This is a genomic window from Streptomyces sp. NPDC088194 (assembly GCF_040702025.1).
Classification (GTDB): Bacteria; Actinomycetota; Actinomycetes; order Streptomycetales; family Streptomycetaceae; genus Actinacidiphila.
This window is the reverse complement of record NZ_JBFBIV010000150.1, coordinates 1-13,267: the sequence shown is the minus strand read 5'-3', so window position 1 is coordinate 13,267 and position 13,267 is coordinate 1. Positions and strand designations below refer to the sequence as shown.

General features: G+C 73.4%; 12 protein-coding genes. 7 read left to right on the top strand and 5 right to left on the bottom strand.

The window, feature by feature from the left end:
* Positions 1-809 precede the first annotated feature (809 nt).
* The gene (locus tag AB0399_RS38595) at positions 810-2,255 is read left to right on the top strand and encodes a HAMP domain-containing sensor histidine kinase (RefSeq protein ID WP_366414460.1); all 1,446 of its coding nucleotides are present in this window, start codon (positions 810-812) and stop codon (positions 2,253-2,255) included.
* Here the strand turns inward: AB0399_RS38595 and AB0399_RS38590 are convergent.
* A complete protein-coding gene (locus AB0399_RS38590) occupies positions 2,240-2,938 on the bottom strand; it encodes a response regulator transcription factor (RefSeq protein WP_366414459.1) in 699 nt (232 codons plus the stop codon). The genes AB0399_RS38595 and AB0399_RS38590 overlap by 16 nt on opposite strands.
* A 117-nt stretch (positions 2,939-3,055) precedes the next feature.
* Here AB0399_RS38590 and AB0399_RS38585 point away from each other — a divergent pair, with 117 nt between their 5' ends.
* The gene (locus AB0399_RS38585) at positions 3,056-4,312 is read left to right on the top strand and encodes a CoA transferase (RefSeq protein ID WP_366414458.1); all 1,257 of its coding nucleotides are present in this window, start codon (positions 3,056-3,058) and stop codon (positions 4,310-4,312) included.
* A gap of 65 nt (positions 4,313-4,377) precedes the next feature.
* The gene (locus AB0399_RS38580) at positions 4,378-5,439 is read left to right on the top strand and encodes a bile acid:sodium symporter family protein (protein ID WP_366414457.1); all 1,062 of its coding nucleotides are present in this window, start codon (positions 4,378-4,380) and stop codon (positions 5,437-5,439) included.
* Here the strand turns inward: AB0399_RS38580 and AB0399_RS38575 are convergent.
* The 3 genes from AB0399_RS38575 to AB0399_RS38565 form a co-directional block, all read right to left on the bottom strand.
* Complete coding sequence (locus tag AB0399_RS38575; protein ID WP_366414456.1) at positions 5,357-7,096, bottom strand: MFS transporter; 1,740 nt, start codon at positions 7,094-7,096, stop codon at positions 5,357-5,359. The genes AB0399_RS38580 and AB0399_RS38575 overlap by 83 nt on opposite strands.
* A gap of 322 nt (positions 7,097-7,418) precedes the next feature.
* The gene (locus AB0399_RS38570) at positions 7,419-7,658 is read right to left on the bottom strand and encodes a hypothetical protein (protein WP_366414455.1); all 240 of its coding nucleotides are present in this window, start codon (positions 7,656-7,658) and stop codon (positions 7,419-7,421) included.
* 468 nt (positions 7,659-8,126) lie between these two features.
* On the bottom strand, positions 8,127-8,273 hold the full coding sequence (locus AB0399_RS38565; protein ID WP_328460051.1) for a hypothetical protein: 147 nt from the start codon (positions 8,271-8,273) through the stop codon (positions 8,127-8,129).
* A 93-nt stretch (positions 8,274-8,366) separates the two neighbouring features.
* Here AB0399_RS38565 and AB0399_RS38560 point away from each other — a divergent pair, with 93 nt between their 5' ends.
* The gene (locus AB0399_RS38560) at positions 8,367-9,767 is read left to right on the top strand and encodes a cytochrome ubiquinol oxidase subunit I (RefSeq protein WP_329372904.1); all 1,401 of its coding nucleotides are present in this window, start codon (positions 8,367-8,369) and stop codon (positions 9,765-9,767) included.
* Positions 9,764-10,948 (top strand): cytochrome d ubiquinol oxidase subunit II, encoded by a 1,185-nt coding sequence (locus tag AB0399_RS38555; RefSeq protein ID WP_366414454.1) that lies wholly within the window; start codon positions 9,764-9,766, stop codon positions 10,946-10,948. The genes AB0399_RS38560 and AB0399_RS38555 overlap by 4 nt, the downstream gene beginning before the upstream one ends.
* 505 nt (positions 10,949-11,453) lie before the next feature.
* On the opposite strand, the gene AB0399_RS38550 is transcribed toward AB0399_RS38555, so the two are convergent.
* Positions 11,454-12,143, bottom strand: coding sequence for a biliverdin-producing heme oxygenase (locus AB0399_RS38550; RefSeq protein ID WP_366414453.1), 690 nt, complete (start codon positions 12,141-12,143; stop codon positions 11,454-11,456).
* Between the two features lie 463 nt (positions 12,144-12,606).
* Between AB0399_RS38550 and AB0399_RS38545 the strand changes: the two genes are divergently transcribed.
* On the top strand, positions 12,607-12,798 hold the full coding sequence (locus AB0399_RS38545) for a hypothetical protein (RefSeq protein WP_366414452.1): 192 nt from the start codon (positions 12,607-12,609) through the stop codon (positions 12,796-12,798).
* Between the two features lie 219 nt (positions 12,799-13,017).
* Positions 13,018-13,140, top strand: a complete 123-nt coding sequence (locus AB0399_RS38540) for a hypothetical protein (RefSeq protein WP_366414451.1) — start codon at positions 13,018-13,020, stop codon at positions 13,138-13,140.
* Positions 13,141-13,267 lie beyond the last annotated feature (127 nt).

Below are 13,267 nucleotides of genomic sequence, written 5' to 3'. Positions count from 1 at the left end.
CGTCCTCCTCGACGTCCTCGGGTTCGCCGCCGCCCTCGCCAGGCCGACCGCCGCGGCGATCGCACCCACCGCCAGCAGCCGCAGCGCCGTGCGCCGGGGCCGGGCGCGCGGCGGCCGGGGCAGATCCGGCCTCTTCCGCAGGCACGCGACGACTCGATGGAAATCGACCATGACCCCAAACCTCTCAACTCGACGCGAACGGTCCCAGGGGTTCTTCGGAGCGCACCGTGCGGCCACTGCCCGCGGGCAGGGTCTGACAACGTTGTCAGGTGCGCGCCGATACTTCCACCGCGGGCGGCAAGCGTCAAGGGGAGCGGGGGAGTTCGCTGCGCGGGGGGTCGGGGAGATCGGGGGATCGGGGTTCGGGAACCCGGGTTCGGGGTTCGGGGAGAGGGGATCGCGGGGAACGTGAGCGCCCCGGGCCGGCTGGTATGACGGACTGGTACGACGGAGAGGCCGTCCGGCACCGGCCTCCTCTCCGGCCGGGTCGGGAGCGGGTCGCGGGTGCGGCAACAGCGCTGCGCGGGGGCCGACATGACGGCCGTGGGGCGTGCGGCGGCCGGCCGCCGTCGCCGCGGGAGGCCGGCCCCGGCGCTCCGCGCGTTTTCGATCAAACCGCCGAGACGTGCGTGTACCGGGCGGTTGCGTCCAGGATTGCTCCTGCCGCGGGGGAACGGCAGGTGGGCCGTCGCCCGGACCCGCGGGCCGGCCCGTCTCCCGCTCGGCCGGGCGGCCCGGCGGGTGGGTCGACCGGCCGGTGGTTCGGCCTTGGGTGGTTCGGGATGCGCGCGAGAGGAGGTCCGGCCGCGTTGAAGCTGCGCATGCGCGGGCACCGCAGGGTGCCGGCGGACCCGGTGACCGGGCGGCGCGGTACCTCCGTGCACCGCAAGGTGCTGGTGTCGATCATCGCCGTGACGGCGTGCGCGGTCATGGTCTTCACTCTGCCGCTGGCCGTGGCCGTCAGCCGGATCTACCGTGATGCGGCGGTGGCGCGGCTGCAACGGGACGCGGTCTGGGCGGCGGCCGACGTGTCCGGCGACATGTCCGGCCGTGAGGCGGAGCGTCGTATCCGGCCGTCCGGGCGCCGCGGCCCGTCGCGCGGGACGGATCTGGCGGTGTACGGGCCGTCCGGCCGCCGGGTGTGGGGTTCCGGCCCCGCGTCCTCGGCGATCACCGTTCTGGCCCGGGACGGCCAGGTGCACCAGGGGGTGGAGCGGGGGCGCCTCGAGGTCGCCGCGCCGGTGCTGCACGACGGCGCGGTCATGGCGGTGGTCCGGGTGTGGATGCCCTGGGACCCGGTGGCGGACAGCACCCTGCTGGCATGGCTGGTGCTCGCCGCGCTCGGCGCGGTCGTCGTCGCCCTGGCGGCGTTGCTCGCCTGGCGGCTCGCCCGCCGGATCGCGACACCGCTCGAACGCCTCACGGCAGCCGCTCGGGCGCTGGGCGCGGGCGACTTCACCGTGCGCCCCGAGCACACCGGGCTGCGGGAAGCCGACGCGGTGGGGCGGGCGCTGGCCGTGACGGGTCGGCGGCTCGGCGAACTGCTGGAGCGCGAGCGCCGGTTCAGCACCTCGGTCTCCCATCAGCTCCGAACTCCCCTCACCGCGCTCGTCCTCGGCCTGGAGTCGGCCGAGCCGTGCACCGAGGGGGAGTGCGGCCGGACCTTGGCCGACGCCGCCCGGCGTGCCGCACACCTCGGCGACACCGTCGAGGATCTCCTGCGCCTGTCGCGGGACACCCACCGGCCCAGCGCGTCCACCGCGGTCGCCTCGCTCCTCGACCGCGTGGTCCAGCGCAACCGCGACGCGGTCCGCGACGCCGGCCGTACGCTCGCCGTCCGATGCGAGCCGGGTCTGCCACCGGTCACCGCGTCGGCGGCCGCGGTCGTCCAGATCATGGACACCCTGCTGGACAACGCGCTGAGCCACGGCCGCGGCGCCATCACCGTGACCGCGGCCGACCTGGGCATGGGCATCGCGCTCGAAGTCGGCGACGAGGGCCCAGGGCCGGCCGGCGACTGGTGCGACGGTTTCGGCGTGGTGCAGCGCGACGGCCGGCGGCACGGTATCGGGCTTCCGCTGGCCCGCTCCCTCGCCGAGGCCGAGGGCGGCCGGCTGGTGCTGCGCCGGGCGGGGCCGCGTACGGTCCTCAGCCTGCTGCTGCCCGCGCTGGAGGCCCCGGAAGCACCGGAGGAACCGGAAGCCGACGAGGAGCCGAGGGCCGAGGAGCCGTGGGGCCGCTACGAGGTCTCGTAGCGGTACCCCCTGCCCCGGACGGTGGTGATACGGGCGGCCTCCGGACCGCAGTCCGCGTCGGCGAGCCTGCGGCGCAGCGCCGACACATGGACGTCGAGGGTCTTGCTGCTGGTGCCGAACCATTCGTCGTCCCAGACCTCGGCCATCAGACGGCTCCGGCTGACCACCGTGCCGGCCGACCGGGCGAGCGTGGCCAGCAAGTCGAACTCCTTGGGCCGCAGGCGTACTTCACGGTCGCCGATGTGCACGCGGCGGGTGGCCGTGTCGATCCGGGCGCTGCCGATCCTCATCACCGTCGGGCCCGCCGCCGTCGCCCGGCGGCGCAGGTGCGCGCGAAGACGCGCCAGCAGTTCGGTGAGCCGGAACGGCTTGGTGAGGTAGTCGTCGGCCCCCGCGTCGAGCGCCACCACGACCTCGAACTCCTGGGTGCGGGCGGTGAGGACGACGATCACCGTCTCCACCGGGAGGCCGGCGCGCAGCCTGCGGCACAGGTCGACGCCGTCCATGTCCGGCAGGCCCAGGTCGAGCAGGACCAGGTCGGGCGGCAAGCGTACGGCCTGCTCCGCGGCCTGCCCGCCGTTCGCCGCCAGCGCCACGTGATAGCCGTGGCTCACCAGCGCCCGGTCAAGCTCCGACGCGATCTCGGTGTCGTCCTCCACGACCAACAGCTCAGCGATAGCCATGTGCCGCAAGGTAAACCATTTTTCGCATTCGGCGGAGGTTGCCCTCATACGGGCGTGCCTACGGTGGTTCGGCAGCCATCGTCCAGGTGTACGCACCCGAAGAAGGGACCCGCAGGCATGAGCCTCTCCGCACCTCCCCGTCGCGGACCACTCGACGACTGCCTGGTCGTCGACCTGTCCCACGCGCTGGCCGGGCCGCACGCGGCCATGCTCCTCGGTGACCTGGGAGCGCGGGTGATCAAGGTCGAGAAACCGCGCGTGGGCGACGAGACCCGAGGCTGGGGTCCGCCGTTCGCGGGGCCGGCGCCGACCCGGGAGTCGACGTACTTCCTCTCCTGCAACCGCAACAAGGAGTCGGTCACCGCCGATCTGTCCACCGCCCAGGGCCGCGATCTGCTCGACCGGCTGATCCGCCGTGCCGACGTGCTGGTGGAGAACTTCCGCCCCGGCGTGCTCGACCGGCTCGGCTTTCCCCACGACCGGCTGCGGGAGGCGAACCCGGCACTGGTCGTCCTGTCCATCAGCGGCTTCGGTCACGACGGCCCGGCCGCCGAGCGGCCCGGCTACGACCAGATCGCGCAGGGCGAGGCAGGTCTGATGAGCCTGACCGGCGAGCCCGGCCACCCCACGAAGGCCGGTGTGCCGATCGCCGACCTGATGGCGGGCACCTACGGCGTGCTCGGAGTGCTGGGCGCCCTGGCCGACCGCCGCGCGAGCGGGCGGGGGCGGGTCGTGCGCACCTCGCTGCTGTCCGCGGTCGTCGGCGTCCACAGCTTCCAGGGAACGCGCTGGACCGTCGCGGGGGAGGTGCCGCGCGGCAGCGGCAACCGGCACCCGGCGATCGCGCCGTACGGCCTCTACCGGTGCGCGGACGGCGACATCCAGATCGCGGCCGGCAGCGAAGCGCTCTGGCAGGCGGTCGCGGGCGTCACCGGACTCGACCCGGCCGACCCGCGCTACGCCGCCAACGCCGACCGGGTCCTGCACCACGCGGAACTGGCCGCCGACCTCGAAGCCGTACTCGCGCACGGCACCGTCGCCACGTGGACCGCCAGGTTCGACGCCGCCGGCGTGCCGGCCGGCCGCGTCCGCACCCTCGACGAGGTGTACGACTGGGAGCAGACCCGGCAGCAGGGCCTGGTCATCACGGTGGACCACGCCACCCTCGGGGCCATCGAACTGCCGGGAACACCCTGGCACTTCGACGACCCCGAAGGTTCCCCCCGGCACACCGCGCCACCGGTGCTCGGCCAGCACGACTCGTCCGTTCGCGCCTGGCTCGACGGACTCGACGAGGTCGACACCGCGAACGGCAACGACGTCCGCGTGACGATCGGGCCGGGCGCCGCGCGCCCCGCCCGCGCACCCCGCTGAGCCACCCGCACAACCCCGCTCAGCGGCCCGCACGCCGGCCGCCGGAAAGCCACGAGGTCACCGCCATGCACGGCACCGCGTCACCACCGGGAACGCCCGGCTCGCCCACCACGCCAGGACGCCGGCGGGTCCGCCCGCCCCGTATCGACCCCTACGTCGCCGCACTGTTCGGCACGGTCGGGGTCGCCGCGCTCCTCCCGGCGACGGGCGCCGCCGAGGCGCCGGTCGGCACCGCCTCGAACCTTGCCATCGCCGGGCTGTTCTTCCTCTATGGCGCCCGGCTGTCCTCGCGTGCGGCCGTCGACGGGCTGCGGCACTGGCGGCTGCACCTCACCGTCGCCGGCAGCACGTTCGTCCTCTTCCCGCTGCTCGGCCTCGCCGCCCGCGTGCTCGTGCCGGACGTCATCGCCCCCGACCTCTACCCCGGCCTGCTCTTTCTGTGCCTGCTGCCCACCACCGTGCAGTCCGCCATCGGCTTCACCGCGATCGCCCGCGGCAATGTGGCGGCGGCGATCTGCGCCGGGACGTATTCAAGCCTGCTCGGCATGCTCGTCACGCCGTTCCTGGCGGCGGCGCTGCTCGGCTCGGCGGTCGCGATCCCCGCGGGACGCTTCGCGGTGATCGGCGCGGAGTTGCTGCTGCCGTTCCTCGCCGGGCATGCCCTGCACGGCCGGATCGGGCCGCTCCTCGCCCGGCACGGGCGGCTGCTCGGCCTCGTCGACCGGGGGTCGGTGCTGCTGGTCGTCTACACCGCCTTCAGCCAGGGCATGGCACAGGGCATCTGGTTCCGCGCGACGGTGCCGCGGCTGGCCGCGCTGCTCGCGGTCGAAGCCGCGCTGCTCGCCGTGGTCCTCGCGGCGACCGCGGCGGCGTCGGCGCTGCTCGGGTTCGGCCGGGCGGACCGCGTGGCGATCGTCTTCTCCGGCTCGAAGAAAAGCCTGGTGAACGGCCTTCCGATGGCCGCGGTGCTGTTCGGGTCGCGGGCGGGGCTCACGGTGCTGCCCCTGATGATGTTCCACCAGCTGCAACTGGTCGTCTGTGCCGTCATCGCACGCCGGTGGCCCCTCCGGCGCCCGGTCCGTGTGCCGGGCCCGAGCCTTGCCCGTCCCAGTCGCCCAGGTCCCTGAGTTCCTCCTTGCCGCACGGCGTGCCGCGGATCTGCCGGTAACTGCCGCCGATCCGGTAGGTGCCGGGGGCCGGCGCGTAGAGCCGGCTCCAGGAGCCGTCCGACGTCACGCAGCCGTGCTGGTCGTCCCGCGCGCCCTCGACGCCCAGCACCGGGGACCACGGGATGCGCAGCAGCACCGAACCGGCCCGGGACATCCGCACCGTCAACTCGGCCTGACCTGCCTTCACCACCACGGCCGGCGGATCGGCCAGCGGCTCGGCACCGCTCACCTGGTACACCTGCCAGTCCGCGTTCTGCCACAGCGGGTGCAGCCAGGGCTGGTCGGTGGCGACGAGCTTCGCCTCGGTCACCGCGGCGAAATCCGGTTGGCCGGACGGCAGTATGACGTAGTCGACACTCCAGCGGCGCAGCCAGTCGCGGTAGGCGTCGGCGGTGAGCGTGCCGTGGTAGAAGAGCGGGTTGCGTTCCTCGTCGGCCTGCCGGTTCCAGCCACGGGCCAGGTTGACGTAGGGCGACAGACCGGAAGCCTCCCAGTGCGAACTCATCGGTACCACCTCGACTCGCCCGCGGTCGGCCCGGATCTTCCGCAGTTCGGAGATGAGCGGGCCCGCGTGCTCGACGGTGGCGGGGAGCGCACGGGTCGTCACCTGATCGTAGACCGGCTCGACGATCTGCCAGGTCGCCACGGCGCCGAACGCCAGCCACAGCGCCATGGACCGCCGGGTCCCCCTGGTGCTGCCCATCGCCACGATCAGCAGGACGGTGCCGCCGAAGAGCAGCGCCAGCCGCTCCACGTTGCTGCCGATGGGTGACGGTATGGCCCAGGTGACCAGGACGCCCAACGCGTACACCGACGCCCCGAGTTGGACCGAGCGCCAGGACTTCGGGACCACCAGCGAGATCGCGCCCGAGACGGCCAGCGGGATGATCGCCAGGTACCAGGCGAAGGGCTGCACGCCGTAGAAGGGGAACAGCAGCGAGGTGGTCCCCACCACCAAGGGCGGGGCCGCGGCCAGGACGAAGGCGTCCGTGCGTCGCTTGTCCAGGAACAGCGCCGCCGCGACCACCAGTACGAACAGCCCGGCCACCGGGCTGCACATGGTGGCCAGCGCCCCCATCGTGGTGGCGGCCGTCAGCCGCCAGAAGCGGCCCCGGGCGGCCAGTTCGGAGGGGAACAGCAGCGCGGTCGCCACCAGGCCGAACAGCACGCCCAGCGCGAAGGTCACCCGCCCGGAAACGGCGTCGCACCACAGGGCGAACACCGTCCACAGCACCGGCACCAGCGGCCGTTTCACACCGGCGCGCACCAGTACCGTCGCGGCCACCGCCGTCGACAGCGTGCCCGCGACGACCGCGCTCGTGCGCACGCCCAGTACCGCCATGATGTACGGGGACAGGACGCTGTACGAGGCGGGGTGTATGCCGCCGTACCAGGACAGGTCGTACGACGCCCAGGGATGGGCCCGTATGAAGTCCGTCCAGGCGTACTGCGCCGCCATGTCGCCCGAGTCCTTGGCCAGCAGCAGCGCCCACAGCAGGTGCAGCGCGGCGGCAGCTGCCGTGGCGAGCAGGACCGGGTGCCGCGGGCCCGCCAGGTCCAGGAGCGCGCTCGGGCCACGTCGAGCGCGGGATCGCGCGGGCTGCCAGGTGATCACGTGACTTCTTCCGATCGGGGGGACACGTCTCATGGTGAGCGGGTCCAGCGGTGGGGTGCCGGGGCCCGCTTCCACACGGGCCTGCCGCCGCGGTGGAACCGGAGCGGTGAACCCTGCTGCGCCGCCCGTGTGGTGACTGCGAGTCAGCTCCTGTGCCGACTGCTGAGGGGGGAGGGGCCGGCCGCACCGAACAGGCCGTCGAGATGCTGAGCGGCCGGGAACAGGACGGCAGTTCGCGCAAGCCCGCTGCCGTGTGGGCCGCGTCGTCGCGTACCGGGGACAAGGAGCAGCAGCGGGCCGGCCGGTGGCCGGTGACCAGACCTCAGCCGCACAGGCGGGTGAGGATCGTGGGGTGGGCGGGTCCGCCGGCCGACTGTCTGCGTACGGCGCCCGCGGCCACCGGACCGTCGGACGACCACAGGGCCGCGGGCACCTCGCCCGCCAACACGCCAGGCGCCCGCCGGTCTTCGGCCGGTCGCACCTCTTCGCCCATACCGCTCGCTCCGTTCACCCGCGCCGCCGCGTCGACCGTGCCGTGGTCGTTCTTCCCGCGCTCGCACACCGGCAGCGGCTCCCGCGCCCGGCGGTGTGCGGCGGAGGATGGCGATCAGGGTACTTCGACTCCCGCAAGTTGTGGGACCGGCCCGGTGGTCGGAGCTTCGCCCCCGTCCGCCGAGGCCGACCACGCGGCCGATCCCTCACCGGCCACGCCGGCGGCATCCGGGTCATGGTCCGGCCGAGCCGGACGGCCGCCCCCCTCGCTGTCGCCGCCGATGACGTGTCCGTACGGCTGCGGAACCTGCGCGCGGGGGCCCGCCTGGACGAACTTCCCATGCCCCGCGGGTCCACCACCGCAGGCTCGCGAGGAGCGGAGCACCCGTCGTCGGGTTCAGAGCGACATCGCGGCGGTCGAAAGCCGGCGGCCCGCGGTCAGCAAGGACGCCGGGAAATCCACGGACCGTACTCGCCCCTTCGGGTGAGGCGGCGGATCGGGTCGGGCGTGTCGGACCCGCGAGCCATCGCGGGGGGCCTATTCACGTGTGGGGCGGACCCAGTCGGCCAGACGGACCAGGATGCCGATCGCGCCGATGAACGCGATCAGGAGACCGACCACCCAGAGATCATCGTCGACGAGACCAAGGGTTGAGATGCCGCAACCGACCAGGAAGAACGCCACGGGCGTCAACACCTGGACCCCACCTCCTCACGTGCGCGCCGTCCGTCGAGCGGGCCCCCGGCCCGCAGGCCGCGAGCCACGTCCCGCCTGCGCGTGGGAACGGTGACCGTCGGCGGGCTGGCCCAGCTGGCCGGCGCGGTACCGGCCCGCAGCCAGATGGGGGCGTCGCTCGGTTTCCACATCATCTTCGCCTGTTTCGGCATCGCGTTCCCGTCGGTGGTGCTCGTCGCGCACTGGATCGGGCTGCGGCACGACGACCCGGTGGCGCTGCTGCTGGCCCGCCGCTGGTCCAAGGTCATGGGCGTGCTCGGGGCGGTGGGCGCGGTGTCCGGCACCGTGCTCTCCTACGAGCTCGGTCTGCTGTGGCCGGGGCTGATGGGGCGGTTCGGCGCGGCCTTCGGCATCCCGTTCAGCATCGAGGGGATCTTCTTCTTCGTCGAGTCCATCTTCATCGGCATCTACCTCTACGGCTGGACCCGCCTGCCGCCCTGGGTGCACTGGTGGACCGGGGTGCCGATCGCGGTCGCCGGCATCTTCGGAGCGTGGGCGGTGGTGGCCGCGAACTCCTGGATGAACCAGCCCGCCGGATTCACCCTCCACAACGGGCAGATCACCTCCGTGCGCCCCTGGTCGGTGCTGTTCAACCGGGCCAGCGGCTACGAAGTGCCGCACATGCTGCTGGCCGCCTACATGGTGACCGCCCTGACCGTGGCCGGCGTCTATGCGACGGGCCTGCTGCGCGGCCGCCGTGACCGCTACCACCGGCTGGGCTTCGCCGTCCCGTTCGCCGTCGGCGCCGTCGCCGCACCGTTCCAGATCGCGGTCGGCGACATCGCGGCGCGAGCGGTCGCCGACGACCAGCCGGCGAAGTTCGCCGCGATGGAGCTGGTCCCGCACACCGGCCGCTACGTCACCGAGTGGCTCGGCGGCATCTACACCAACGGCCACGTCTACTTCGGCGTCGGCGTGCCCTGGGCGGACTCCCTCCTGGTGGGCTTCTCGCCGAGCACCCGGGTGGTGGGCTGGGACAGCATTCCGCCGGAGTACCGTCCGCCGCTGGCCAACCTGCTGCACCTGGCGTTCGACGCCATGGTCGGCATCGGAATGGTGCTGCTGGTGCTCGGCGCCTGGCAGGGGTGGGTGTGGTGGTTCCACCGCCGGGTGCTGCTCACCCGCTGGTTCCTCGTGCCGGCGGCGCTCTCCGGCGCCGGCGCGATCGCGGCGATGGAGTGCGGCTGGATCGTCACCGAGGTCGGCCGCCAGCCGTGGACCGTCTACAACGTCCTGCTGACCCAGGACGCGGTGACCCCCTCGCGCGGTGTGCCGGTCACCTTGGGGGTGATCCTCGCGGTCTACGCGGTGCTCACCGGAATCTCCGTCTTCGTGCCGTGGCTGATGGGCCACCGCTGGCGCACGGAGCCGCCCGCGGCGGAGGATGCCGAGGCCACGCCCTACGGACCGCCGACCGATCAACCCGAGAGGGCACGGCTGTGACCGCCTCGTCCGAAGCGATCGGGGTCGGGGTCCTGCTGGTCGCGGTCATCGCGGCGTACGCGCTGTTCGCCGGCGCCGACTTCGGCGCCGGCATCTGGGATCTCCTGGCCGGCGGCACCCGGCGCGGGGCCGGCCCCCGCGCGGCCATCGACGCGTCCCTGACGCCGGTGTGGGAGGGCAACCACGTCTGGCTCATCTTCGGCCTGGTCATCACCTGGACGGGGTTCCCGCAGGCGTTCGCCGCCGTGATGACCGCGCTGTTCGTGCCGCTGTTCGTCTCGCTGATGGGCATCGTGCTGCGCGGCGTCGGGTTCGCCTTCCGGCACGAGGCTCGGCGGCTGCGGTTCCGGCAGCTCGCCGGGGCGGTGTTCGCGGTGTCCTCCCTGATCACGCCGTTCTTCCTCGGCACGGTGATCGGGGCAGTCGTCACCGGCCGGGTGCCGGCCCGGCCGTCCGGGAACCTGCCGTCCGCCTGGACCACGCCGACCGCCCTGGTCACCGGCTTCCTCTTCACCGCCGCGTGTGCCTACATCAGCGCCATCTATCTCGTCGGCGACTCCCACCGCCGCGGGGACCCGCGGATGGTGACGTACTTCGTCCGCCGGGCGGCGGCCGCCGGTGTCGTGACCGGCGTGCTGGCCGGGGTGAACATGCTCCTGATGCGGGACAGCGCGACATACGTGTCCGACCGGCTGACCGGCGACGCGCTCCCCCTGGTCGCCCTGTCGGTCGCCGCGGGCGCCGCCGCCCTGGTCCTGGTCCTGTTCCTGCCCACCCGGATCGCGCTCCTGCGGGTGACCGCCGCGATCGCGGTCGCGGCCGTCGTCGGCGGCTGGGGGTGGGCGCAGTACCCCTATCTGCTGCCCACCTCGCTGACCCTCGCGGCCGGCAGCGCGCCCACCGCCGCGGCCCAGGCCGAGTTCGCCGTCGCCGCACTGGCCGCCCTGCTGGTGGTGCCGTCCTTCGGGTACCTGTACTGGCTTCAGCAGCACGGCCGGCTCCAGGAGGGTTCCTCCGCGAGCCTGCGGGCGGCGGCGAGCCCCGGGGATCTCGCGGTACCGGCCGCCGAGCCGCCGGCACCCCGCAAGGGTGGGTTCCTCACCGGTCTGATGCTCACCGCCGCCATCGTCGACCTGGTCCGTGACGCCCTCGCCAGACGACGCGGACGCCGGCCCTCCTGAGCACGTACGCCAGCGGACCGCTTCGGCGGCGACCATGACGAGGCCGGCGACGACCTTCGGGTCGCTGAGCGTCGCGACGGGGACGAGGCGAGCTTCTCGACGCCCCTGCGCGGGTTCGCGCGGCGGTACATCCGGCGCTCGCGGGCCGGCGGGATCGCCTCGTCCCGGCCGGCGACCGGATCGTCCGCCGGGCGGCGGCATCCCCGGGTGGGGTGTTCCGGTCGGGGCGCCGTGTGGGGCGTCATGCGCTGATGTTCCTTGTCGGGGGAGCGACCCGACGTGCTCCGCGGTGAACGTTCGGCGGCCGTCCGGAAACGACGCCGGCGGCTCGGTCTCACGGCACGGTGTCCCGGCTGCACCGTACGTGCGGCTCTTCCTTCTCGCGGGGGTGGCGGGAAGCGGTGGACGGGAGCATGCGTGTGCCGGGGGAATCGGACCACCGTGGGCGCGGGCCGGGGTCGGTCCACGGGGCACCGGTGAGCGGTGAGCGGTCGGCGGTCGGCGGTCAGCGGTCGGCGGGCTCCGCGCGGACGTGGTCCGCGGCCAGGTCGACGAACATCGCGTTGTTGAGATGGAAGGCGTGGGTGACCTCACGGGCGATCCGAGGGGGCTCGTCGCCGGCCACGGGCAGCTCGTCCAGGACGGCTCGGTATCGGCGCCGGTAGGCGCGGGGATCGGGGATGTGGTCGAAGTGGTAGAAGAGCGCGCCCTCATGGGTGTGGCCCCAGGCCGTGGCGGCGAGGTTGCGGACGATCTGGCCGCCGGCGAGGTCGCCCATGTAGCGGGTGTAGTGGTGGGCCACGTACCCGGCCGGCCAACTGCGGGTGACCTCGGCGATCCGTGCGCAGTAGACGCGGGTCGCGGGAACCGGCACCAGGGTCCGCCTCCATTGGGGCCCGTCAAGGTGTGCCAGGTCGCGCTCCAACGCGGCGACCCGCGACAACCCGGGGTCCACCAGCGGTCCCACCAGCGGATGATCGCTCAGCGACTGCGCGGCGGCCTCCAGTTCGCGGTAGACGAACCAGAGCTGGCGGGACAGGGCGGTGAAGGCTTCCGCCTCCAGCCGACCCCCGAGAAGGTCGTCCATGAACGGCGACTGGCGGGTCTTGTCGTGCTCGGCCCGCATCGCGACCCGCATCAGCCCCGACAGGAGCGCCGAGCGCTCAGTACCCTTCGGTACGGAGTTCGGCTCCACAGCGTCCTCCACGGTCGTCCGGCGCCGGTGCCTTCGCCGCGACGCGTACTTCACCTATACCGCCCGCCAGAGCCGACCATTCGGATCGTCACTCGTTCGGTGTCGTACCCGCGCCCTGGCGGGATGAGGGCTACGGGCGGAGGACGCGCACCCGCCCGGCGGGCAGCGAGTGCCGGGCCCCGACCCGGTCGGTCGGGTGCGCGGCGACACGGGCCAACGCGGCGCCGCTGCGCCTGAGTTCGACGGGGTGGTGCCGGGCATCGGCGTAGCGGCGGCCGTCGGCGTTGCGCGGGCGTCGGGTGCGTTTGGGGTAGGTCGCACGCGTGCCCAGCTACCCGCGGCAATCAGGTGGTTGGCCTCACTGGACTGGACGTGTGGGGGGTGTCTCGGGTCCGCGGTCGCTGCCGGGATTGGGTGAATGGGTTCTCCAGCCCCCGAGACATCCGCGACAGGGAGTCCTTCCATGCGTATCCACCGGACCACCGCGGCGACAGTCCTTGCCGCTGCCTGCCTCCTGCTCGGCGCCAGCGCCGCCCACGCCGCCACCGCGGACGACGGCGGACAGCACGGCGTCGTCACCTCCACCCAGGAGCAGTTCACCGCGGACAACGGCGGCGGCTCCTTCCACACGGAGTCCTTCGCCGCCGTCAACTGACCGACCCGGACCGGGGCGTGTGGGCGACACCCGTCCGCACGCCCCGGTCCCACGAGACCGAGGGCTCGGCTCGTCCGGTGATCGTCTGCCGTGCGACGGGCCTTCCGCCCGCTCGGAGCCGGCTCACGGCTGACCTGTCGTGTACGTGCGACGCCTGCCCGGTGCGCAGGGTCCGCCTCGCCAGTGGCCGGGTGGACGCGGGGCTCGACGCGGCCCTCGATGCGGGACTGGACAGACCAGGCCCGCGATGCGCACCATCTGCTCGGACCCGACCGCAGCGACGACAAGCACGTCGCTCTGCCGGAGCACCCCGAGGGACACCGTCTCGCCGGCCGCCGCTGACAGGTCGGCCACCAGTGGCCGCGCCGTCTCCACTAGGCCGTGTTTTGGAAGTAGCGCCGTCCGCCCAAAGGGCGGGGCCCGTGGCGTCTGGTGCGTGCGATCGCAAGGCGGAGGGTTGTCCTCGTAG